The sequence below is a fragment of the Vibrio sp. 10N.261.51.F12 genome (assembly GCF_041471725.1).
In the GTDB taxonomy this organism is placed as follows: domain Bacteria; phylum Pseudomonadota; class Gammaproteobacteria; order Enterobacterales; family Vibrionaceae; genus Vibrio.
Genome location: NZ_JBFROV010000020.1, coordinates 1 through 24300 on the forward strand (window position 1 = coordinate 1; position 24300 = coordinate 24300).

The following is a 24300-nucleotide window of genomic DNA, read 5'->3' on the forward strand; positions in this document are numbered from 1 at the left end:
GCTTTCATGATCTTGCCCTGCGTGCTTAATCAATCAAAAGCTTTATCCGATTTAGAGTTATTCCGTTTAAACTAAGTAAAATGGAAAACGATAATGAAAAAGTCACGCTATACAGAATCGCAGATCGTTAAAATCTTGAAGGAAGTTGAAGCTGGCTGAAAAGTATCGGATGTTTGTCGTGAATACGGTATTTCGGACGCAACGTATTATAACTGGAAGTCCAAATACGGCGGCATGGATAGCTCTGATATCAAGTGCCTAAAAGAGCTTGAAGAAGAGAATCGCCGACTAAAACAGATGTACACAGGTTTAAGCCTGGATCATTCCATTCTTAAAGACGTTATTGAAAAAAAACTGTAAAGCCATCGGTTCGTCGTGAGTTGGTCGATTATGTCAAATGTAAACATAACGTCAGCCAACGCCGAGCGTGCAGAGTTGTTGGCATTAGTGATTCAGTTTATAGATATCAGCCAGAGCTACATCGAGATGATGAGATCATTGAGGCGCTTCAAGAGGCAGTTGAACGCTATCCAGCATACGGATTTAGCAAGCCATTTAAGACTCTGAAGCGATGGGATTATAAATGGAATCATCAGCGAGCCCATTGTGTATATCTATTGTTAAATCTGAATATGCGCCAACGTGCTAAAAAGCGGCTTCCAACTCGTCATCCCATGCCGTTGTGCGTGCCAGACCATGTGAATGAATGTTGGTCTATGGATTTTATGAGTGACTCTTTACAGTGTGGAAGACGTTTTAGTACGTTTCACCTCTTAGATAGTTTTAATCGTGAAGCATTAGCCGTAGAGGTCGATTTAAGTATACCAACGGTTCGTGTACTTCAAATACTTGACCGAGTTGTCGCATGGCGTGCCTATCCTAAAAAGATATGAATGGATGATGACCCCGAATTTATCTCGATAAAGTTGGCTGAATGGGTGGAGGATAATCAGGTTGACCTGGAGTTTATCAAACTAGGAAAGCCCACTCAGAATTCATATATAGAGCGTTTTAATCGAACCTATCGCGATGCCATTTTGAATATGTACATCTTTAAAACGCTGAATGAAGTCCGTGAATTAACAGAAATATGGATAAAAGAGTACAACCATGAGCGACCACATGACTCACCGGGAGATCTTACTCCTTGGGAGTATTTGGCAAAATCGCAACAAAGGAAAGGCTCTAATTTCGAGTGCCACTAATTAAGGGATGTTTACATTTACAAAACGCTGTTTTTCAGGCAAAAAAAAGAGCCGCTAAAAAGCGGCCCTTATTCAACAAATTTTGCTAAGTGTTAACTTATGCGTCTTTGCCGTAAACGTTGTTCTCTTGCTCTTGTACACGGATGAACGTGGTACGCTTCGTTAGCTCTTTAAGCTTTGCTGCGCCTACGTATGTACAAGTTGAACGTACACCACCAAGGATGTCTGAAATCGTATCGTTCACGTCACCACGGTAAGGAAGAAGGACTGTTTTGCCTTCTGCTGCGCGGTATTTAGCAACGCCACCTGAGTGCTTCGCCATTGCGCTTTCTGAAGACATGCCGTAGAACTTCATGAACGTCTTACCGTCTTTTTCAATGACATCGCCACCAGATTGTTCGTGGCCAGCAAGCATACCGCCAAGCATGACGAAATCTGCACCGCCACCAAACGCTTTAGCAACGTCACCAGCACAAGCACAACCGCCGTCACCAATGATCATACCGCCAAGGCCATGAGCTGCGTCTGCACACTCAATGATGGCAGAAAGTTGTGGGTAGCCTACGCCTGTTTTAACACGTGTCGTACACACTGAACCAGGGCCGATACCTACTTTAACAATGTCCGCACCAGCAAGAATAAGCTCTTCACACATATCACCAGTAACAACATTACCTGCAGAGATCGTCATCGTTGGGAATTCAGCACGTACACGTTGAACGTACTCAACAAGGTGCTCTGAATACCCGTTTGCGATATCAATACAAATAAACTCAAGGTCGTCGCTTAACGCCAAGATAGCTTTTGTTTTTTCAAACTCGCGGTCAGACGTACCAGTAGAAACAAATACTTTGTTCAATGTTTCTTTATCAGCGCCTTTTACGAATTCAGCCCACTGCTCAACACTGTAATGCTTGTGCATTGCCGTCATAACGCCGTGTTTCGCTAACTCAGTCGCCATTTCAAAGCTACCAACTGAATCCATATTTGCTGCAATGACAGGAGTACCTGACCATTGACGACCACTATGCTTGAATGTAAAATCGCGGGTTAAATTTACTTGAGAACGACTTTTTAGTGTTGAACGCTTAGGGCGAAACAGTACATCTTTAAAGCCTAACTTAAGTTCTTGTTCGATACGCATTGTATTTATTCCTTGATTTGTTAGTAAATGTTCCAGTGGGCATATCACTTACATAACTAAGCATAGTGCGTGGCAAAACGTTGGCAGACGGTTTACCTTTCTTCGGACACAAAAAAACCGGAGCGTTGGCAGACGCTCCGGTTTTCAGCATTATAGGTTGGGAAATAAATCTTACAAGACTGATTTTTCAAATTTATTTGTGATACTATTTCGAACATCTGCAAATCTGCTCAATTCTAAGTGCTTATTCTTTAAGCTAAAACATTATTAACTTATTGTTTATTAAATTAATAATGTTGATTAAACACGACATGCCTTATCCCAACACCAGCGCTCAACTTGGACAAGAAATAACCAAGCAAACGATTCTCTAAGAAAAAACCGCCAGGCAGTCGTTCAAAAAACGACCAATAATGCTATTTCGCAATGATTGTTAGCGCACAAATCTGTAAATATTTCGTTCAAAATACCCATTTTGATGTTGAAACACTCTATCCATTGACACTGCCATTAAAAACTCTGAGTCTCCATCATCTGTTATAACTATTCGCGACTTCCCTTAAGTATGGAAGTAAATCACTGGCCAGCATACCAACCTCGCCTCGCTCTTCTGCACACTGATCAGCAGCAATACTATGAACTAAGCTCCCTAGGACCGCGGCTTGATATGGCGAATAGCCCTGAGCAAGTAAGCCAGTAATGACCCCAGCGAGGACATCGCCCATACCTCCTGTTGCCATTCCAGGGTTACCAGCATGGCAAACAACGGTATTGTTACCATCACAGACTAACGTCCCTGCACCTTTTAGGACAATGATACCGCCGAAACGATCTACCAATTGATTCGCCGCGAGATATCGATTTTCTTCGATAGTTGCAACCGATACGCCCAATAAACTGGCCGCTTCACCAGGGTGTGGCGTAAGAATACGTGCTGATGATGACAAATTTGATGTCTTGCGGGCTAACCAATATAGCGCATCAGCATCTAACACCCGCGCGATATTGTGCGTATCGAAATATAACTCAGCTTCTGAGAACCGCTTTTCCCCCCATTGATTCCGTCCTAGCCCAACACCCACACAAGCAACCGTTCCCCAAGATAAATGACGATGATCCCACTCAACAATCATGGCCTCGGGCAATAGAGAACGAAGGGGGGTTAGGCTGTCTGTATGACAAACGGTTGTTACAAGCCCCGCTCCTACCCTAAATGCAGCAGCAGAGGCAAGATAGGCTGCACCACTCATACCGCTGTCGCCACCAATCACCACGACTTTCCCTTGATTACCTTTGTGTGCGTCTCTCTTTCTTGATCGAATCTGTGACATCCACTGGTTGTTCGACAATTGAGCAAGCGGTGCGATAACACGCCTAAATTCATCCTGAATGCCCAAGCCAGCAAACACGAGTTGCCCAACATATTGTCGTGCATTACCCGTGACGAGCCCTGACTTAACGCCAATATACGTTACGGTGTGAGATGCAATAATAGCCTTACCAAAGACGTGCCCTGTATCGGCATCGAGACCCGAAGGAACGTCAATAGAGACAACAGGCAGATTTGACTGATTAATACGGTCAATTACATGAGAGTGATAAGCACGCGCAGGGCCGGATAGACCGGTGCCTAATATCGCATCGACAACAACATTTATTGAATCAGGTACGAGATTGGTTGGTGACGTAATGGTACCACCAAGATTCAGGAAGTGATTTTTGGCGTGTAAAGCATCGCCACTCAGTAATTCAGTACTGCCAACTTGCCACAACGTCACCGAGATGTTCGCCTGCAAGGCCAGCGCAGCCGTGATATAACCATCACCGCCGTTACTTCCTTTACCACAACAGATCAGAATATGATTGAGAGAGGGGTATGTATCCATTAGGTAATCGAAAACCGATTGCCCAGCGCGTTCCATTAAAGTAGAAAGTTCGATATTCAGGTGCGATGCAACCACCTTCTCGCCTTGCCTGACCGACTCGGTACTATAAAGCTCACAAGGTAAGGTATGCGTATAATTACACTGCTTCATCATTAACCCTCACCTTGTCGTAAGTATTGATAGGTCGTCAGTATTAATGGATAGAGCGTTTCGAACTCTTAATGTAAACCGTTCTATCTAAAACTGCGGCCAAAAGATATGAAATGCAAAACGGATGACAATAGCAGCTATAACCAAGGAAACACCCAGTCTGTAGCGCTTATATTCCGTTACGTTCATCGGTACTCGCTTATAAAACATGGTTATAACACCTTTCCAGTCCTGACTACGACGGCCATACTGAACCATACCCGTTAAAATAAACATGATACCGACTAAGAGCAGTCCTTTTTCCGCCAAATATAAACTCGTTTCCATTCGTCCCACTCTCCCTAATGCTTGTAGTAGCCAACAATTATACTGACTCAGTGTAGGAGGTTCTTAGGATGAAAGCTGTAGGACTATAGTCTAACGTCTTCAAAGCCATTAAGTCCTTGGCGATATCGCGCCAGTCATCAATTTCGCTAATGAGGTGTTTTTTTTGTTTCTCTGTTAATGTATTGAGAGACTTAGCGATGTATTTCGCTGCTGTCTGGCGATTACTAAGAACTTTGGCAGTCAAAGCTTCCGAGTAGTAGCTGTCAGGTGAATTCATAAAACGTTGAAACTCAGGTTGAAAGTAAGCAAGATCGTTTCTTCTGAGCAGCAACTGCTTGATGTATCTTTGCATATTTTCTCGATGCATTTGCCAGTCAACCGCTGTTATTTCCATGCTTTCTGACCATTCAATTGCCAACAAATGATGTTCGGGTGTGACTTCCCCATACCAACGCTCAAAACTACTTTCGATCCGCTCTTGATACATCTGGCGAATGGATGCCCCATCTAATCCTTGATATTTCTCCAATAACTTTTTGTCTTGTTTCGCAAGGTTTTTCACCAACTCATTGACCTGTTGGTCGTTCAATTGCTGAGTCAACGCATAGAGATCGGGGGTCATTCGCTCTACCAATCGTTGGCTGTGCTGCCTGACCTCCCTCATTTGCTCTAAAACAAATGCTTGCGACGCTTGATTAGGGTCTTGCTGTCGAATTGTATCTAATTGGCGAAGATAGGAAGGCAATTCTTCTTGACGGTGCCAGTCACTTAACACTTCTATTCTTTCACTCAAGATCTCTTCTTGCCCGCCAGTCAAGGTGACATAATCGTCGATATATTCAACAATGATCCAATCCAAATTACTGTAGAGAAATTTTGTGCCACAACCCACTAGCGTGACTAGTGCGAATACCGCTGCGACACTATTTCTCAGCATAGTGTTATTCATGACCAACATCCCTTCCCTTAGTACTATGTAATCATTAGTATCCATTCCTAGTTAAGGATAGATGAAATGTGAAGCACGACAATATGGCTGTGCATTTGGTTAGTGACTTTGTGAATACTGAATTGACGGGAAGCTAGTTTATGGAAAACTCAGTCAATCGCACAAGCACGCAATGCACTCACGTTTATATTGAGCGCTTCAAATTTGCGCCGTTTTATTTGCCAACAAGTTCAACCATTCTGTGAGAATTCACACTGTAAATCATTACAAACAAAGGGCTAAATAGCACTTTAGTTTAGTGCGAGCAGGTTCATTTTTATCCAATCTGGCTGAACATTTATATTGCGCCTGCTTTTTTATATGAAACTTAACTAATTTTTTTGCCAATACCCTGTTATTAAACTATTTTTATCAGTGATGTACCGTAATACACATTTTAAGGATAAAGGACGTCATTATGAGAATAACAGTGGTAGCAGCCGCAATACTAAGTGCCTTGACCGTACCACAGGTCACGGCGGATGAAGGGTTTTACTTAGGTGGCCGTTTAGGTGGTTCACAACTTTCCGACGCTTGTAATATAGCAGGCGCAGATTGTACAGACAGCGGCTTTAGTGCCGGTTTCTTTGGCGGATACGATTGGAATGATTATATCGCTTTAGAATTTGCATACGACTGGTTAGGCAATTACAAAACATCATTTGTAGATAACGGCATCGGTTACACACAAGATTCGGGCCTGAGTGCCGCGACGCTAGCGCCGAAGTTTTCGTATCCTTTCACTGAGGATTGGTCTGTTTTTGGTAAGATTGGTGCGGCCTACACCACCTATGGTGATCGAAAAACTACAGCGCTTATGGGTGGGGTTGGGGTTGAGTATGATTTTGCCACTGCATGGTCGGGTCGACTCGAATATCAACGAATTAACGATGCAAAAGACGATTGGTTTAACACTGACGTTGATACATTATGGCTTGGTATTTCCTACTCATTTGGTAACGCAGCGGCCGCTGCAACGGCCGCTGCCGCCGCAGCCGCTACAACACAAGTGGAGCCGGCGCCAACCGAAACTGTGGCAGCAGCGGTTGTCATGACCAAGACATTTGAACAAGCCTCTGGACAAGAGAATTTTGGCTTTAACAGCACCTCACTTGATGAAGAGCGTTTATCTGATTTCGAACCATTGGTCGTACTTATGACCGATCACCCTGAATCAAGTGTTGAAATTGTTGGATATACGGATTCATCTGGCCCAGAAGAAGTCAATCAGCGAATATCTGAGGAGCGTGCAGAGTCTATCGCTGCTTATCTCGAGTCTAAAGGTATCGAGCGTTCAAGAATGACGGTCAGCGGTATGGGTGAATCAAATCCTATTGCTGATAATTCAACATCAGAAGGACGAGCGCAAAATAGACGTGTAGAGCTCACTGTTCCTGAATTTGAGTACACAGTCGAAGAAATGCAAAAGTAAAGTCATACAGTACAGAAGATTAATTGCATCTCAACCAAATGCCAGTCCGATTAGACTGGCATTTTTTTAATATGCAACAAGATAAATGGTTATGCGCAAAATGCTGATACCTCGTGTAAATATCAACGAATTAGTCATGTTTAAAGGTAGGTTCTCGCAATCCAAACTAGAATAACAATTAACGTTAACATTAACTTAGCACGCTTTAATTGGATCATATATGAACTCAAACAATAATAGAGCAGTCAACTCAATCGTAGGCGCGTTGGTTGCTGATGCCGCATCTATGGGGTTTCATTGGTTATACGACCAAGTCACGATTAAAACACTATCAAACGGAACACCTGAGTTCCATGCGCCAAACGCTAAGGATTACATTGACCGGGGATACTTTGCGCACACAAACAAGAGACCTGGTGACGTGTCTCAATATGGCGCGCAACTTGTCTCGATGATAGATGCGATTGCGGATAACGGAAATTACGAGGAGAAGTCGTATATTGATAGCTTTCGTCAATGGTTCGATTTTGGCGGTTTTTGGGACGGCTATATAGATAAACCAACGAGACAAACTCTCCTCAATCTCCACCATCTTGAAATTAAGAACGCCCCACTTACCGCTTGTGGTGCTGATGACAAGCAAAACCCAGCGCTATCTAAACTTCCAGCACTCGTCGCGAAACATTACCTGGACCCTAATTTACTGACGCTCGCCGAATCCGCAATACGAGTCACTAACAATAATGCTGATGCTGTTGATTATGGCCTTGCCGCTACCGCCATTTTAAAAGCCGCTATTGAAGGCAAGACACCTGTCGAATGTGTCCAGAGTGCGAAGAATTTGTCGGCGGTGGTTGACGAAGCAATTTCAACCGCTGAGGAGATGGTACTGCAACCATCAACTGTGGTTGCGGAAACGCTTGGGATGCACTGCAGCCTAGAAGCCGCATTTCCAGTCACGTTGCACCTATTACTCAACGCACATAGTTATGAAGCCACGATCCGGGAAAACATACTTTGTGGTGGCGATAGTTGTGGTCGCGCCATTTTATTAGGCGCAACGTTGGGCGCTTGTTATCAAAGCAAGCAGCAAGATATTCCTAGAGCCTGGGAAGGCCGTGTCATGTTCCCTAAATCGCTGCTCGCTTATTATCAACTACTGTATGTTAATCCATAGCCTCGTCGTGATGTAGCGTTTTATTCCTATCTACCGCATCATGCGACTTTGAACTTGTAACGACCAAGCTCAAACTTAGGCGAGTTCAAAGTCGATGACATACAACTGCTTTTCTCCAGGATAAATCTCCTCGATGACCTCTTTTAATTGAGGAAGCGTCATGTTTTCTTGTTCAGCATGAAGGTCATTGATTTCGTCAAAGTCGATGGCCTTTACCGACAACACCTTGACGTGACAAAACTCTCGCCCATCCTCGAAAGTCGAAACCGGCACAACGTTGCCAATCTCATAATCTTTCTCAGACGCATCTCTAATCGTTATTGTCTTGGTCTGAGCAAGAATATCGGTTTCAAATCGCTCAAAAAATGTCATTGTTTTTAACATGAATACTTTCCTGATACACACTCCAATGGGAGTTGTCGTTAAATAAATTTGATACTGTACACCAATCAAATTAGATGTCGGCGTACTGGAACCTTTTGTACTTAAGCTCTACTGCGCCCAGCCTTTACAACATTTAGCCTTTACAGCACTTAGTCTTTACAACATTTAGTCTGTACAGTACTTAGTCTTTGCCATTCTTAGTGCCTGCTCTATTAAGTCTTCTGTATGGAACTGCAAATCTAATTAATTAAACTCACCGTGCTACCGAGCCTTGATGCGTGAACATCCAATCGTAATGGCATTTGTTCTTTTAACTCAGAAACATGCGAAATGATACCAATGGTTCTTCCTGACTGTTGTAATTCAATCAATGTTTGAATCGCCAGGTCAAGTGATTCGGGGTCAAGGCTACCAAACCCTTCATCGATGAACAGCGTGTCCAATCGTATACCGCCACTGTAGGATTGAACCACATCCGACAATCCTAACGCGAGCGACAGCGCGGCCATGAAAGATTCTCCTCCGGACAAGGTCGCCACGTCTCGCCATTTGCCCGTATAAGCGTCTTCGACGATCAAATCTAAACCCGAGCCTGCATTGCCTTTGCTGCGAACTTCTTTACGTTTTAAGTCATAACGTCCTTTGCTCATTAACCTTAAGCGTTGAGAAGCTTGAATCAATACATCGTCTAAAAGAACGCCCAAAACAAAACGGTGTAAGCTCACCTTACTGCCTGTCCGACCGTTGGCAACATCACTGAGTGTGCCTACGACTTTGTACTCTTTGTCCAAGGCATCGTTTTGAGTATAGAGTGTGGTTAGAATGTGTTTTACTTTTGTCAGGTTATCTAATTTTGACTGTGCGCTTTGCAGCGATACTAGCAATGATTGGTATCTCAATTCAGTCTGAGTCACTCGCGCTGTAAACAACAGTAAATCGGGGCGAACGATTCCATTTAACTCATTAGACAATAAAGCCTGCCTTTCCGTCAGCTGCGTTGTGATGCGTTCATATTGACGAATATCATTCTCTAGTTGGCCAACCGAGGCACTTAACATCAAAGCATCATTAAATGCAGCTTCATTGATAATATCGCTCGCCTCCAACGACTCATCCCAGTGTTGCTGAGCAGCTTGTTGGTCTTTTTGTAACTGTATACTTTGCGTCGTCAAGGACTCAAAATGGGCTGAATAGCGAGTCACCAATTCTGCCGATTCTACCGCTTGCTTTTTGGTGCGTTCAATTAAGTGATCTAGCTGCGCTTTTTCCAATTCAACGGCTTGTCTTCTCGTAGTTAACTCCGCCAACGTTTTATAAGGTGATTGGTTTTGTGATTCTAGTTCTTGCACCACTGCCGATAGGCCGCTGAGCGAACTCACGAGCTTTTCTGCTTGCGCAGTTTGTTGTTTGACACGAGTTTCCGCGTCAATATGGTTTTGTTTCGCGACGTCAACTTGTGCATTTAATGCGCTGAGATCAATGGTCTGTAATGCTTTGATTTCATTAGAAAGTGCCAGTAGATCGCTCGAAACTTGATCTCGAATTTGGGTGACGGAATCAATGTTGATTGAAAGTGTGTGGCTCACTTCATTTTTCCGTTGCTCAAGCTGTGACACGCTATCGGCGACTCGGTTAGCATCGATAACTAGACCATCAAGTTGCGTTTTTGCGGTTGATTCCTGAACACGGTAGTCTTCGACCAACTCTACCGTCACTTCAGCTCCAATAGGTGCTGCCGGATTAGGGTGTGCTTCACTTCCACAAACCGGACAAGGCTTGCCCTGCTCTAGTGATTTAGACAATAAATAAGCTTGGCCAGAGTGCCAATCCACCTCAGCCTGAATTCGTTGTTGTTGGAGGATATGGTAATGTTGCTTGGCAGAGGCTAGCTGTGTCTCTATCTCTTTTTTTCGAACTCCACCCGCGATTGTTTGCTCGATTAGCTTCGTGAGTTGTCCAATCAATTCATTTTTAGCTTGTAGCGCCTCAAGTGCGAGTTGTTTTTCCTTCACCATGGCCACTGAGCGCTCAGATTCGAGTAATTTCTCTTTACTCTGTTCGTAGCGAATCAAGTTGGTGGCGACGGCTTGCTTACTTTTTTCAACGTCAGTTTTTAAATTGGTCACTGCCAAAGAAGTATTGTTAAGTTCTGTACGTTGTAATTCAAGTTGCTGAACATTCACGACATAACCTTTTATCCGGTAAAGCTCTTCATCCAATGTCCGTGTAAAGTTATGTTGCTGTTGCGCTTTCTCTAACGCTCTGTTCGCCGCATCGCTTGACGCTTTTGCTTTCTCTATTTTTCCGGCTCCAATATGTAACCGCTGCTCCATTTCAACGGTGTCTGCTGTTAATTTATTTTTCTGTATATACGCAGGTTGTAACTTAACGGCAGATTGAAATGCAGCCAGTTGAATACGGTTGGTGTCATCAATAGGACGATTCGCCTGATGAGACAATGTTGACCTAGCAACCTCATCCAACTCGTTAAACTTTCTTTCTTGAAGCGTGGCTAGTTCTGCTTGTTTTCTCGCCTCGATTAACGCCCTATCTGATTGATTAAGGTCGGTTTTAAACGAATTAACCTCTGGTAATAACACATCTTCTTGGGCTTTTAGTTGCTGTTCCGATTCAAGCCCTGCAACCTCAAGAGCGCCTTTGATTTGGTTATCAAACTCGTCTTTAGCTTTGCGAATGCCAGCGGCTTTTTCTAATAGGGTACGTTCTATATTACTGTATATATGCGTTTGAAATAGCTGGCCAAAGATGAGTTCACGCTCTTTTGAGCTTGCGGTAAGCAGCTCTCGAAACTTTCCTTGCGGGAGTACCATTACTTGCCGAAATTGTTTCACATCCAACCCTACAAGCTCTTGAATCGCAACCGCTACTTGTTTTGGTTTGTTGGCAATTAAACTTTGGTCAGATACCTTCGTGAGCACCGCGGCATGCGTGCGCTTCGTTGTTCCTTCACCGCGCTGCTTTGGCACTTCTTGGTCAGGGCTGCGTTCAATTCGATATTGCTCGCCAGACAACTCAAAATCGAATGTCACCGATGTCAGCATCGTTGCACTTGCATAATCACAACGCATTTGATCGCCCGTTCTCTCACTTCCTGTTGTTTCTCCATACAGGGCGTAACAAATTGCATCAAGGATTGAACTTTTCCCTGATCCTGTCGGTCCATTAATGAGAAAGAGTGGAGAATGCCCTAGCAACGCAAAATCGATCACTTCGGTCTTAGCAAACGGTCCGAAAGCAGATAAGGTTAATTTTATTGGTTTCAATGTCGCTATTCCTTGTTGCTTTTCGTTAACGAACTAACGATGTCAGTGATCATTTCTTCTTGCTCAGTACTCAACGTATTGCCTTGAACTTCTTGGAAAAAGTCTTTGAACATATCAAACTCTGAATGCGCCAATCTAGCTTGAGCTAACTCTCTATCAACACCAATCAGCATTCCGGGCTTTTCCAGATGCAATACATTGGGGTACACATCCCGAAGTTTGGCCATTGGGTCCAAAATAGCGTGTTTATCCATTAAACGAACTAACAGATAATCTTCACTATGGGTGTCCTCTTTTCCCTTTTCTAACAGCTCCAACATCTCTCCTTCCAATATGCGCATATTATGAGGCGAGATTAGTGGAATCGCAGTCGTTGATACTAATCCATTAGAATCAAACTCAACCAGCGTCATGCTTTTATTATGGTATTGTTCGGAAAACGAGTACTTCATGATCGAGCCGGAGTAACGAATATGTGGCGCTCCGCGTTGTTGTGCTTGATGTAGATGCCCTAAAGCAACGTAATCAAAATGACTAAAGTGAGAATAACTGACCCGGTCAGCACCACCAATTGACAACGTTCTTTCAGACTCTGACGGTTCTGCTCCATCAATAAAACAGTGACTAATTAAAACATTGTTTTTTGATGTGTCCATGACAAGGTCTAGTTGCTCAGCCATAATTCGGTGAGCGTCATCATGATTAGCTGCAGGAACATCGTAGAAATGGCGAACATGCTCAGGGTCACTATAAGGCATGCCGTAGAAATTAATTTGCGTATTGTCAGCGCTAGAAATAACAATTGGCTGAGTCATCTGTTCAAGGCTACTGATAATGTGAAGGCCGGACTGATCAAACTGACGCGCACCAAAGCCTAGGCGTTTCGCACCGTCATGGTTACCCGATATCATGATGACAGGGACGCCAAGCTCTTGAATCACTTTAGTCAGAAATTTATCTAGTACTTCAATAGCGTTTGTCGGAGGGACGGAGCGATCATAAATGTCGCCAGCAATAATCAACGCGTCAATGTGATGTTCAGTGAGATATTGCTCAATTTGCTCTAAAACGACGCGTTGGTCGTCCAATAAAGAGACGTTGTGAAATTGTCTGCCTAAATGCCAGTCTGAGGTATGGATAAATTTCATACGGTTCAATTCGTTACCTTGTTAATACATGTACAAGGTTAGTATATAACGTTCAAGGAACAGTTGGCAGCGATAGATCAATCACATGAAAGTGTGGCTGAAGCCCTTTTGAAATAGCAAAATATTGTCATTATGTCTGGTGATTTATTTATGCTCTATATGAGGAAAAATCAAACAAAAACACGCGCCACCTAATTCACTGTCACAAACTTTAACTCGCCCGTTGTGCCGAAGCATGATGTGCTTAACGATAGCAAGCCCTAAACCGTAGCCGCCTGATGTTCTATCCCGTGATTTATCCACTCGATAAAAAGGTTCAAACAACCCTTCCCAATGTTCTTTCGGTACACCGCAGCCATCATCTTGTACTTGGATAACGGTACTATCTTCACAGGACAATACGTTTATCTCAATACGTTCTTTGGCATAGCGTTTTGCATTACTAAGTAAATTGACAATCATTCGACATAAAAGAAAAGGATCAATGTTCGCTATTTGTGGAGAATCACCTGCCTGTATAAAGAAATCAACTCCGACATCTTTTTGCCATTTGTCATGGTGATTTTCTAGCCACGTAACCACATCGACCGTTTCTAAATGTACAGCAGCATCAGGTCGCTCGACTCTCGCGTAATAAAGCAGTTCATCCACCAGCGTCGCCATATCTTCCGTATCTTCAACGATGCTTTGTATCTGCTTTTTCTGCTCGGGTAAGGTGACTTGCTCAAGTAGCACCTCACTCTGCCACTGAATTTTGAAAATTGGCGTTCTTAATTCATGGGCAACCGCATTGGTTAACGACTTATTACTCACCATCAAGTTAGCAATCTCGTCTGCCATTTTATTGAACGTTCGGTTCAGTTTTCCTAGTTTAATCCAATGTCGTTCGGAAGCTCTGGCTTGAAAGTTACCGCTTGCAAAATCGTTGGCCGTTCGTTCTAACTCTCGAAGTCTACGACTCAAAAACCAAATAAATCCAAAGCTGAACACTACGAAACTGGCTAAAAAGAAGAGCCACACCACTTGGTCCGCAAATTCAATCGCTTTGACCAGTTCCGAGTCTGGATCATCATACATGGTAAAGAAGTGGTCACTATTATCAAATTTCAACCAAAATTGACCGGAATCGCCAAGCAGATAAGTCGGTTGATCATCACGATTAAAATATTGAGCGACATCATCAGGCAACTCAGACATCGGTACTTCATCGAGTAATCGATGGGTCTTTTGGGTGAATATTTGCAGAAGCTCGGTAGCATCTTGATTACTTTCGCTGACGGAGACATGATTCAAGATGTCACGAAACGCCTCAGCTTGTAAGTTCGCATCAACAAGGTCCGGATCAGACTTACCATAGATTAGATGCTCATACCCTACAATGCTCGCCGCAAACAATAAGATAAGGCCAATTAAAGATTCAACAAATATTCGCCACATTGATCATACAACCTTAATCTTGCCAGCCATCAGAGACAAAGAGGTAGCCTTTACCACGAACGGTAATCACACCCTTGGGGTTAGTCGCGTCATCGAAAAGTTTTTTACGTAGGGTCACAATTCTATTATCGATAGTGCGATCGATACCGTCATAATCAATGCCACGTAACGTCTTGGTTAAGAAATCTCTCGATAAGGTTTCACCCGGCGAAGAAGCCAGCAACCAAAGTAAATCAAATTCACTATCGGTCAGTGATACGTCAATGTCTTTGTATTTGCAACTGCGGCTCAATTGACTAATGACGAGTTGACCATACATCAGCGAGTGACCTGTTTTATTGACGTTATCTCCCACAGATTGACGAAGTAAGTTTCGGATTCGTGCGAGTAGGACTCTTGGTTTAATAGGCTTAGAGACAAAATCATTTGCACCGGTTTCTAATGCCGCCACATGATCAAAGTCATCGTCACTGGCGGTGAGCATCAATATTTTTCCGAAATAACTGTCCCGTACAGCACGGCAGATCGATAGGCCATCTTGCCCAGGCAACATAAGATCTAATATGATCAGATCCGGTTCAAATTCTTGTATGACATCTTGAGCAAGATTTCCATCGACGACACTACGAACGCGGAAGCCTTGAGTTTTGAAGTAATCCGCTAGCATTTCATTCAATTTAACGTCATCTTCAACAATTAATAGTTTCTGGCTGTCCATCATCCCATCCGTAATATCAATAATATTACGCGCCACCATACATAAATTTACATAGTTACTCAAACACGTATAAATAATATTACATTTTTAGTAAGGCATTACACATTTATAAAGTAACGACGGCCTTAAGTAGATTTAGTCTCTAAATTCCAAAGAGTTACGAATATAACTATTATCTATAGATGGATTTTGGGTCTTCCCTTTGTAGCTGGCAACACCCCAAAGTAAGCAATTGTCTACCTGAGAATACAAAGCCATACACAAAAACGCCTCGTAGATTATCTACGAGGCGTTTTGATCAAAACAGATTAAGTGTTAATAAGCGGTTAACTTAATCATCATCTAACGGGGTTAATTTCGTGCTCCCACCCCTTACCTTCTCTCTACGTCTTTGAATTATTGCGTAAAAGCCTGGAATAAGTAGCGTACCAGCCAACAACACACAAAGCAGTCCACCTATAAGGGAAACACCCAAGGAGTTCTGACTCACATGGCCAGCTCCTGAAGCGAACACCAAAGGTACTATCCCCAAAATAAATGACCAAGACGTCATGTTCACCGCTCGGAAACGCAGTATTCCACCACGGACCGCCGCATCATCGATTGGTACATCTTTGTCTTCTCGTTCATTTTTTGCGAATTCTACAATCAGAATGGCATTTTTTGCTGCGAGGGCGATTAGTAGTACGAGACCTATTTGTGCATAAAGGTTTAACGGCATACCAGCTAGGGTCAACGCTATAAACGAGCCCAATGTCGCCACTGGTACCACAAGTATAATCGCCAGCGGAATTGACCAACTCTCATACTGAGCAACCATGAACAGGTAGATAAAGATCAGTGCCAACGCAAATGCATAAATCGCTTGGTTGCCAGCTAAAATCTCCTGATACGCCATACCGGTCCATTCATGCTGGTACCCCATAGGAAGAACATTGGCAGCGACACGCTCCATTGCGACCAGTGCGTCTCCACTTGAATACCCTTCTGCAGGCTGACCTTGAATCACCGCACTTCGGTACATGTTGTAACGCCATGCAACGTCTGGCTCGAACACCGTCTCATAATTAACTAGCGTACTGAGCGGGATCATCTCTCCCTTATCAGAGCGAACATGGAACAACTGTAAGTCATCCATACTACTACGATATTCAGCATCCGCTTGCAATGTCACTCGGAAGTTCTTACCGAACATAGTAAAGTCGTTCACATAGAGCGAGCCTAAGTTACCCTGTAGCGTTTGAAATATTGATGATAAAGGGATGCCCAGTTGCTGTGCTTTCTCTCTATCAATATCTACATGATAATGGGGAACGTTGGCACGGAAGGTACTAAAGGTGTAAGCAATCTCGGGTTGTTTATTGGCCTCTTGAATGACTTCTTGCATGACGTTCGCTAAGTCAGTACGGCTTCGCCCTAACGTGTCTTCAAGTACAAATTCAAAGCCTGACGCCGCCCCCATTCCTGGAACCGCAGGTGGCCCCATAGCAAAGACGACCGCTCCCGGGATCTGTTGCGCTGATTTGCCGTTAATACGGGCAGCAATAGCATTCGCAGAATGGTCACCATCAAGGTTAATTCGCTCATCCCAGCTTTTGAGTTTAATGAACATAGACGCACCGTTCGAGGCAGCAGCGCCTGTCATAAATGCGTAGCCATTGGCGACGGTAACACCATCAATTCCTGGCTCTTGCTCGACCAATTCCATCAGCTCTGATGTAGTTTCTGTCGTCCTAGACAAAGAAGCAGAGTCTGGCAGCTGAACATTAACCAGCAAGATACCTTTATCTTCCTGTGGAACGAAAGCTGTTGACGTTGATTTTGCCAAGAACGTAACCGCCGCTATCGCCACAACGAAGAACCCAATCAGCAAGATAGCTTTCTTAACTAGGAAGCCAGCCATTTTCCCATACTTCAAGGTAATACGGTCCAGTCCCTTATTAAAGGTTTGGAACCAACGCGCAGTATTACCACCACCCTGCTTTAACACCAGTGAACATAATGCAGGTGACAAGGTCAATGCGTTAATCGATGAAATAATAACGGAAATACAAATCGTTAATGCGAACTGGCGATACATAATCCCGGTGATACCTGGAAGCAAGGTAACCGGAATAAACACCGCTAATAATACTAATGTAGACGTAACAATGGGACCGGTTACTTCTTTCATCGCCATCAGTGTTGCTTTACGCGGTGATAGGCTCGGATCACGCTTCATAATCGTGTCGACGTTTTCAATCACCAAAATGGCGTCATCAACCACAATACCAATCGCCAAAATCAAACCAAACAAGGTCACCGTATTAATGGTAAAACCTGTCATGTTCATGATGGCGAACGTACCAATTAATGAAACCGGTATTGCGACAACAGGAATTAAGGTTGCCCTTGCACTGCCTAAGAATAGATACGTTACAGCGATAACAAGCAAGATTGCCTGAATCAAGGTCACCACTACCCCTTTAATCGACTCAGCCACGAATAACGTTGTGTCATAGCTGGTTTCATACGACATACCCTCAGGGAAGTTAACGCTCAACCTCTCAAGCATATCCATCACGGCTTTACCACTTTCTAACGCATTCGCGTCAGATTGCAGTGACAACGTCACGATAGACGCATCTTGACCTCTGAACTCTCCCGTCCCGTCGTAAAACTTTTTACCCAATTCAACACGTGCTACGTCTTTAAGGTAAACCGACGAACCGTCTGTATTAGCGCGAAGAACCACATTTTCGAACTCATTAACGCTTTCTAAACGACCTTTCGTTACTAAGTTAAATTGCACTTCCTGAGGATCCGCATAAGGTGCAGCACCCACACGACCCGCCGCTACCTGAACGTTTTGTTCAGCAAGCGCTGAATAGACATCCGACGTTGTCATTTTGAGGTTGGCAAGCTTATCTGGGTCAAGCCAGACACGCATTGAGTATTCACCACCACCAATAACGCCGACTTCACTGATTCCCTTAACACGTGCCAGCTGATCCTTGATGTTCAAGTTCACGTAGTTAATCAGGAATTTGTCGTCGTAAGTGCCATCGGGAGAGTAAAAGTTCAATACCATGAGCAGGTCAGGCGATCGTTTCTTAACCGTCACACCCACCATGCGAACTTCTTGTGGAAGTTTCGATTCGATTTGCGATACACGGTTCTGAACATTGACCTGAGCCATATCTGGGTCAGTGCCGATATCAAAGGTGACATTCAATGAATACGAACCGTCATTGGCACTTTTTGAAGACATATAAATCATATCTTCAACACCATTGACTGATGTTTCTATTGGGTCAGCAATGGCCTCTTCAACGACTTCTGCACTTGCCCCCGTGTAGTACGCGGTCACACTGACAGAAGGAGGACTAATTTTGGGATACTCAGCAACAGGGAGAGCGGTTAAAGAGATAGCCCCTGCTAGCGTCAGTATAATGGATATAACCAAAGCGAACTTTGGTCTTTGAATAAAGAAACGACTTAACATTTAGGCACCTTGTTCTGCAGCGTCCGGTTGTTCAACTCGTACCGGAACTCCATTCCTAACACGCTGTAACCCTTGTGTAATGACGACATCACTCGAGCTCAAACCCGCTTTGATGATCACGCCAGTATCGACTTGTGGCCCTAACGCTACGTTACGGCGCTCGGCCACATCCCCGGCGGTCATGATCATCACAAAGTCACCTTCAAGATCAGTTTGTACCGATCGTCTTGGTACGGTGACAACTTCTATTGGCTGTTTTTCCATTAACTCAATACGAACATGTTGACCTGGAAGCAAGCGTTGATTTGGGTTATCGACTACTGCACGCATCGCTAACGTACCAGTATTGAGATTAATGCGGTTACCCAAGAAATCTAATGTACCTTGGTGGTCAAACACTCGACCATCTTCAAGGATAATATTGACCGCTACCCCATCAGACTCATCAGCTCCGTTACCTTCAATTTGGTCCATTCCAAGCGCCAAGCGTTCACGCTCACTAATGCTAAACGCCGCGTACATTGGATCCATACTCACTAACGTCGTCAACACACCAGAAGACGGTGATAGTAAATCACCCGTACTGACTTTACTGTCCGAAATACGCCCAGTAAACGGCGCTCGAATCTCAGTGTAAGATAGATTCACTTCTGACACTTTTAGCTGGGCTTTGCCCGCTAACAATTGAGCTCGGGCGCTCATTAGTGATGCGGTTAGCGCGTCGAATTCCGCTTGAGAAATATTGTTGGATTTAACTAAGTTCTGACCACGAGCGAAATCAAGTTCCGCTTTTTTCAAGGAAGATTCAGCTTCAGAAACCAATGCATTAGCGCTGGCCACTTGAGCTTCGAACGACGAGGGCTCAATGGAATACAGTAACTGACCTTTTTCGACAATTTGGCCTTCAAAGAAATGCCTTTCTTTTAAGTACCCTGATACTTGAGCAGTAATAGACGTGTCTTCGACCGCATCCATACGGCCGATGTAGGACTTACTTTGCTGATGCTGTATGACCGTTACTTCTTGTGCTTGAACAAGGGGTAATTGACCACCAGCTTGTTTAGTACTCTTATCTCCACAGCCCGCTAATAAAGCGGTTGTGATTAAACTTAAAGCGATTATTTTTTTAGGCATTGAAACACCGATTATCTTTTAGTTGGAACAGGCAAGCCACAGTATCTAACTAAAAGTCATGTGAATGTCCGAGGAAAATCAATTGACCACATGAAAGTGTTTCAAAATATAACGTTATGTTTTATTGAACTTTTTCGATTTTTACTTTTGGAAAAGCTTTGGTATATATCGACATAAAATCGGCACGAATGTCTTGTTCTAAATGTGTCGCTAACTCGGTCGGACAAAAAATCATGATGTTGACTATTTGTTCTCCAGTCACACCACTCGTTAAATAAACGTGAGGCTCTGAACCTGGCAGATCAACACCTGCATGTTTTTCAATAACACCATTATACCGGCGCGCGACATCAATAAACCCTTCGCTATGATTTTCTATTTGAGTAACGAGTTCTGGAACTAGAGGGAATAAATTATCGAAGCCAGGCACAACAATAGAAAAGTGGTGATAAACGTAGCGTTTCATGAAATTTAGATTCTTCACCGCATACGTGAAGAACATACTGTTCGGCATTGTGATGGTTTTACCCGTGAAATGGTAATGCCCATGGTATAAATCAATCTCTTGGACCACAGTCGCCATCAGGTTATGTTCAATAACCTCACCACTGGTCTTGCCCACTTCAATCCAGTCACCGATTCGAAAAGATCGAGAGCTCGCTCTTTGGATCGAACCTGTGAAACACAGAATGATTTCTTTGGATGCCACAACAATAGCCACCGCGATTGCGGTAACCGATAAAGCAAACTCGCTAATTTCAGATTTCCAGATTAAGAAAAACATCAGCATGATAAGTGCAAATGAACCATTCTTGGTTCGAGACATCCACTTACGCTGGTCCTCTGAAATAAACGCGACGTCACCACGGATCGCCCCTAGGGTGACCCGACGAATAATAAGTATTAGGAACAGGACTAAGGCACTCAGTAGCAGTTTATTGTCCGTTAAATACGTGATTATTTTTTCCGTGTCTTCCATGAGTGCCTATATCAGTAAAGGTTTGGCTTAACGATACCGAATTGCTGTCTCTTTCGCAATTTGCACAATCACTTTTACCGCTGATTCCATTCCTTGAATAGTAATAAACTCATGAATACCATGAAAATTATAGCCACCAGTAAAGATATTCGGACATGGTAACCCCATAAATGACAACCTTGCTCCATCAGTACCACCGCGGATAGGTTTAATATTAGGCGTCACATCACACGCCAACATCGCTTTCTCCGCAAGCTCAATGATATGAGGGTGAGGTGCCACCATTTCATGCATATTGGAATAGTTATCCACTAAGGTTAACGTGACTTTCGCCCGTTTAGAGCCGAGATCAAATGAATCGACTTTATCTTGTAAGTAGGCCTTTCTGCGCTCCAATCCGTCAGAGTCAAAATCACGAAGAATATAACGAAGCGTCGACTTTGCCACCGATAGATCGGCAGAGCCTAAATGATAAAAACCTTCGTACCCTTCTGTACTTTCAGGTGTTTCGTCAGCAGGCATATCTGCCTGAAAACGAGAAGCGAGTGTCATGGCATTCACCATCTTGCCTTTGGCGGTTCCTGGATGCACGCTCACCCCAGTAAACTCGACCGTCGCAGCAGCAGCGTTAAAGTTTTCATACTCTAATTCACCTACTGGGCCCCCATCAACGGTGTACGCCCACTGCGCGCCAAACTTTTCAACATTGAATAGGTTAGCACCACGTCCTATTTCTTCATCTGGGGTGAACCCAATTTGAATATCGCCATGTGGGATCTCAGGGTGCGCGATTAAATACGCCATCGCAGTAATGATCTCGGCAATTCCTGCCTTGTTATCTGCGCCGAGTAATGTCGTTCCATCGGTGGTAATAATGTCATGACCATGTAACAGGTGAAGATCAGGGTATTGAATTGGAGAAAGCACTTCGTCGCCCCTACCCAATGCTATATCCCCGCCTACGTAGTTTTCTACGATTTGAGGGTTAACGTCCTTTCCTGAAGCATCTGGCGCGGTATCCATGTGAGCAATAAAACCAATAGCTGGAATGTCACCTTTTACATTGCCCGGCAATGTCGCCATAAGATAACCGTTGTCATCTAAAGACACATTAGATAAACCAAGGGCGATGAGCTCCGCTTTCAAAACGTCTGCAAATTGCCTTTGTCCTTTGGTACTTGGACAACAACCGTTTGACGAGTCAGATTGTGTATCAAATGTGACGTATTGAAGAAATCGGTCGGTAAGATTTGCCATTGTAGTTCACCTAGTCATATTGTTTAAACGTCATCCATCATACGGGTTAGACATGACAAGACGTTGAGTTAAATCAGCTTTAGATCACTTCCGGTTAATTGCTTTAATTCGATATCCACCTATGCCCTACGCCTTAAATAAAGGCCATTAGGTTGATGTACTCTAATCTGAAAATGACAATAATCGTCTTAACCTACGGTAATTCAGATAATCGTTTGATCGAGAGAGACATGATGATGACTAATAAATATTATGTATTTTCGCCTAAAGAGTTAGGTCGAAACACTAGCACTGCGGGAAAGCAATCCGATGCTGAGCAAAAAAGAAAAGAATTAATTAGACAAGCACAAAGAGACGGTGGTTTACACAACTAAACGCAGCCTCTGTGAAGCAAGGGACTGCAACACCTATATCTTAACTATCCAGTTACATTTCTTAATTACCCAAGTACATATCTCGATTACCCAGGTACTTAGATACAAAAAGGGGCATCAACTTTCGTCAATGCCCCTTCTTAATATTCACTTTAAACTGCATCGTTTATCGGTTAAGACCGATGTCTCTCTGCATATGTCCAGACAGCTCGTTAGTGTAGTACGTGTTTTGAACTTCACCTTTACCGAACATGATATCTAGCAAGTGTGCAATCAATCCTTTGATGTTAACCGCGTAGGCTTTCTTATCCATAGAGGGTGCTAGAGCGATGGTTTCGATATTCATTGCTTGTGCCATGATTGCCTCTCTTTACAAATTCGTTTTTCGTCGTTGTTGGAGCAATAATAGGCAACAATACGCGCTTAAAAAAATGACTATTTTTTGATATTCAGATAAGTTTTTCTAATGAAACGAGCCCTTAACAAACCCATATTGAAAGCATTCAATATCAATGCATGACTATTCAACATTCCGCGATTTTTGTGGATAATGTTGCATCAAGCCACGTTAACAAATCCATTTGTTAACGAATGGTTGCGCATAAACTATTCGAAAATAGTTCGCTGAGTCAACATGCTAACGTTACCTTTTCTTATCAATTACAAGTAAAGCATTCCGCTCGTGATACAAAGAGGCGAAAGTAGCAATAAACATGGTAATAAGAATCACGCTGAGTGAAACCCAGGTAGGTATCGCCCATGCGGTTCCAACCAATACCATCTTAATCCCAATGAACACCATCACGAACGACAACGCAGGTTTTAGATAGACAAATCGATTCATCATGCCCTCCAAAACAAAATACAACGACCTAAGCCCCAATAAAGCAAATACATTTGCCGCCAACACTAGAAATGGCTCTCTAGTCACCGCGAAAATGGCCGGAATAGAGTCAAGAGCGAACAACACATCCATGAAGGCGATGACGCCAATAACAATAAACATAGGCGTAAAGATACGCTTTCCATTCTCTATGACCGATAATCGATTACCTCGATAATCATCGGATACCGTAAATAATCGACGAATAACGCGCTCAGGCAACGGGTTAATTTCATCTTCACCCTTGTCTCTCGCGAGCTGAATACCCGTCCAGATCAAGAACGCTGCAAAGAGATACATCACCCAGTGGAACTGTGCAAGCAACTGAGCACCAACGCCAATCATGATGGCTCTTAATATCAACGCGCCAATGACCCCCCACAACAGCGCTCTCGGCCTCAAATGCTCGGGAACAGCGTATTGATGGAAAATGATCGCAAACACAAACAGATTATCGATGCTGAGCGATTTTTCGAGCAGATATCCCGTCAAGAATGCCACTGTTGCTTTTCTTGCGCTGTAATCACTATCAGGGGCATAGACATCCCAAAAGAAATAGATCGATGCTGCGAACACAAAAGCAAGTAAAAACCAGAAACCGCTCCATATCGCCGCTTTGCGAATGGTAATAAGGCCACCACGGGTTTGATAGATATCTAACGCCACTAAGCCGAGCGTTAATACGAGAAAAGAAAGGTATATAGATAAGGGCATAAGTCCTCCAAGCGGAAGGACGTGAGTAAGAATCGACCTTCCGCAAACCAATAAATACCTCAGTACACACGTACTGAGACTTTGATTGCGTTGGTCTCGTCAAAACACACTAGGTGTTCTTATTTGCCGGATAAGCTTTGCTTAACGAGATGACGACAAATAATTTAGGTGACTACTCCCCAAAACGAGCGGATT

The 24300-nt window shown here is 43.6% G+C and carries 16 protein-coding genes and 3 pseudogenes; 3 read left to right on the forward strand and 16 right to left on the reverse strand.

Annotated elements, in window-relative coordinates; translation table 11 throughout:
* The first annotated feature begins 93 nt into the window (after positions 1 to 93).
* Positions 94 to 1205, forward strand: a pseudogene (locus AB4405_RS13630) (IS3 family transposase).
* 97 nt (positions 1206 to 1302) lie between these two features.
* Here the strand turns inward: AB4405_RS13630 and AB4405_RS13635 are convergent.
* From AB4405_RS13635 to AB4405_RS13650, 4 genes are all read right to left on the reverse strand, one after another.
* Entirely contained in the window at positions 1303 to 2349 is a 1047-nt protein-coding gene (locus AB4405_RS13635; RefSeq protein ID WP_102470212.1) for a GMP reductase, read from the reverse strand.
* Between the two features lie 530 nt (positions 2350 to 2879).
* On the reverse strand, positions 2880 to 4388 hold the full coding sequence (locus AB4405_RS13640; protein WP_372061328.1) for an NAD(P)H-hydrate dehydratase: 1509 nt from the start codon (positions 4386 to 4388) through the stop codon (positions 2880 to 2882).
* A gap of 84 nt (positions 4389 to 4472) precedes the next feature.
* Positions 4473 to 4712: a hypothetical protein gene (locus AB4405_RS13645; RefSeq protein WP_102470210.1), complete on the reverse strand. Its 240-nt coding sequence runs from the start codon at positions 4710 to 4712 to the stop codon at positions 4473 to 4475.
* Between the two features lie 37 nt (positions 4713 to 4749).
* Positions 4750 to 5661 (reverse strand): DUF6279 family lipoprotein, encoded by a 912-nt coding sequence (locus AB4405_RS13650; protein ID WP_372061330.1) that lies wholly within the window; start codon positions 5659 to 5661, stop codon positions 4750 to 4752.
* Positions 5662 to 6118: 457 nt separating this feature from the next.
* Here AB4405_RS13650 and AB4405_RS13655 point away from each other — a divergent pair, with 457 nt between their 5' ends.
* Together AB4405_RS13655 and AB4405_RS13660 are read left to right on the forward strand one after the other, a co-directional pair.
* Positions 6119 to 7132: an OmpA family protein gene (locus AB4405_RS13655; RefSeq protein ID WP_372061331.1), complete on the forward strand. Its 1014-nt coding sequence runs from the start codon at positions 6119 to 6121 to the stop codon at positions 7130 to 7132.
* A gap of 220 nt (positions 7133 to 7352) precedes the next feature.
* A complete protein-coding gene (locus tag AB4405_RS13660; RefSeq protein ID WP_372061333.1) occupies positions 7353 to 8309 on the forward strand; it encodes an ADP-ribosylglycohydrolase family protein in 957 nt (318 codons plus the stop codon).
* A 75-nt stretch (positions 8310 to 8384) separates the two neighbouring features.
* On the opposite strand, the gene yqfB is transcribed toward AB4405_RS13660, so the two are convergent.
* The 12 genes and pseudogenes from yqfB to AB4405_RS13715 all read right to left on the reverse strand — a co-directional run bounded on the left by yqfB (position 8385) and on the right by AB4405_RS13715 (position 24105).
* A complete protein-coding gene (gene yqfB, locus AB4405_RS13665) occupies positions 8385 to 8681 on the reverse strand; it encodes a N(4)-acetylcytidine aminohydrolase (RefSeq protein ID WP_102470275.1) in 297 nt (98 codons plus the stop codon).
* A gap of 251 nt (positions 8682 to 8932) precedes the next feature.
* A pseudogene (locus tag AB4405_RS24400) lies at positions 8933 to 9841 on the reverse strand (SbcC/MukB-like Walker B domain-containing protein); the annotation flags it as partial.
* A gap of 1466 nt (positions 9842 to 11307) precedes the next feature.
* A pseudogene (locus tag AB4405_RS24405) lies at positions 11308 to 11977 on the reverse strand (AAA family ATPase); the annotation flags it as partial.
* 5 nt (positions 11978 to 11982) lie between these two features.
* Positions 11983 to 13125 (reverse strand): exonuclease SbcCD subunit D, encoded by a 1143-nt coding sequence (locus tag AB4405_RS13675; protein ID WP_372061382.1) that lies wholly within the window; start codon positions 13123 to 13125, stop codon positions 11983 to 11985.
* A gap of 144 nt (positions 13126 to 13269) precedes the next feature.
* Entirely contained in the window at positions 13270 to 14562 is a 1293-nt protein-coding gene (locus tag AB4405_RS13680; RefSeq protein ID WP_372061336.1) for an ATP-binding protein, read from the reverse strand.
* 13 nt (positions 14563 to 14575) lie between these two features.
* Complete coding sequence (locus AB4405_RS13685; RefSeq protein WP_102470274.1) at positions 14576 to 15283, reverse strand: response regulator; 708 nt, start codon at positions 15281 to 15283, stop codon at positions 14576 to 14578.
* Positions 15284 to 15611: 328 nt separating this feature from the next.
* The gene (locus AB4405_RS13690; RefSeq protein WP_372061337.1) at positions 15612 to 18764 is read right to left on the reverse strand and encodes an efflux RND transporter permease subunit; all 3153 of its coding nucleotides are present in this window, start codon (positions 18762 to 18764) and stop codon (positions 15612 to 15614) included.
* Positions 18765 to 19898, reverse strand: a complete 1134-nt coding sequence (locus tag AB4405_RS13695; RefSeq protein ID WP_372061338.1) for an efflux RND transporter periplasmic adaptor subunit — start codon at positions 19896 to 19898, stop codon at positions 18765 to 18767.
* A gap of 121 nt (positions 19899 to 20019) precedes the next feature.
* Positions 20020 to 20877 carry a mechanosensitive ion channel family protein gene (locus AB4405_RS13700; protein ID WP_372061339.1) on the reverse strand — a complete coding sequence of 286 codons (858 nt, stop codon included), beginning with the start codon at positions 20875 to 20877 and terminating at the stop codon, positions 20020 to 20022.
* 27 nt (positions 20878 to 20904) lie between these two features.
* A complete protein-coding gene (pepT, locus tag AB4405_RS13705; protein WP_102470200.1) occupies positions 20905 to 22134 on the reverse strand; it encodes a peptidase T in 1230 nt (409 codons plus the stop codon).
* Positions 22135 to 22674: 540 nt separating this feature from the next.
* Positions 22675 to 22866, reverse strand: coding sequence for a hypothetical protein (locus AB4405_RS13710; protein ID WP_102470198.1), 192 nt, complete (start codon positions 22864 to 22866; stop codon positions 22675 to 22677).
* Between the two features lie 285 nt (positions 22867 to 23151).
* Positions 23152 to 24105, reverse strand: a complete 954-nt coding sequence (locus tag AB4405_RS13715; RefSeq protein WP_372061342.1) for a TerC/Alx family metal homeostasis membrane protein — start codon at positions 24103 to 24105, stop codon at positions 23152 to 23154.
* Positions 24106 to 24300: the final 195 nt, after the last annotated feature.

Coding starts and splice junctions, on each gene's coding strand:
- AB4405_RS13635 (WP_102470212.1), bottom strand. CDS start 2,349: ATGCGTATCGAACAAGAACTTAAGTTAGGCTTTAAAGATGTACTGTTT.
- AB4405_RS13640 (WP_372061328.1), bottom strand. CDS start 4,388: ATGATGAAGCAGTGTAATTATACGCATACCTTACCTTGTGAGCTTTAT.
- AB4405_RS13645 (WP_102470210.1), bottom strand. CDS start 4,712: ATGGAAACGAGTTTATATTTGGCGGAAAAAGGACTGCTCTTAGTCGGT.
- AB4405_RS13650 (WP_372061330.1), bottom strand. CDS start 5,661: ATGAATAACACTATGCTGAGAAATAGTGTCGCAGCGGTATTCGCACTA.
- AB4405_RS13655 (WP_372061331.1), top strand. CDS start 6,119: ATGAGAATAACAGTGGTAGCAGCCGCAATACTAAGTGCCTTGACCGTA.
- AB4405_RS13660 (WP_372061333.1), top strand. CDS start 7,353: ATGAACTCAAACAATAATAGAGCAGTCAACTCAATCGTAGGCGCGTTG.
- yqfB (WP_102470275.1), bottom strand. CDS start 8,681: ATGACATTTTTTGAGCGATTTGAAACCGATATTCTTGCTCAGACCAAG.
- AB4405_RS13675 (WP_372061382.1), bottom strand. CDS start 13,125: ATGAAATTTATCCATACCTCAGACTGGCATTTAGGCAGACAATTTCAC.
- AB4405_RS13680 (WP_372061336.1), bottom strand. CDS start 14,562: ATGTGGCGAATATTTGTTGAATCTTTAATTGGCCTTATCTTATTGTTT.
- AB4405_RS13685 (WP_102470274.1), bottom strand. CDS start 15,283: ATGATGGACAGCCAGAAACTATTAATTGTTGAAGATGACGTTAAATTG.
- AB4405_RS13690 (WP_372061337.1), bottom strand. CDS start 18,764: ATGTTAAGTCGTTTCTTTATTCAAAGACCAAAGTTCGCTTTGGTTATA.
- AB4405_RS13695 (WP_372061338.1), bottom strand. CDS start 19,898: ATGCCTAAAAAAATAATCGCTTTAAGTTTAATCACAACCGCTTTATTA.
- AB4405_RS13700 (WP_372061339.1), bottom strand. CDS start 20,877: ATGGAAGACACGGAAAAAATAATCACGTATTTAACGGACAATAAACTG.
- pepT (WP_102470200.1), bottom strand. CDS start 22,134: ATGGCAAATCTTACCGACCGATTTCTTCAATACGTCACATTTGATACA.
- AB4405_RS13710 (WP_102470198.1), bottom strand. CDS start 22,866: ATGGCACAAGCAATGAATATCGAAACCATCGCTCTAGCACCCTCTATG.
- AB4405_RS13715 (WP_372061342.1), bottom strand. CDS start 24,105: ATGCCCTTATCTATATACCTTTCTTTTCTCGTATTAACGCTCGGCTTA.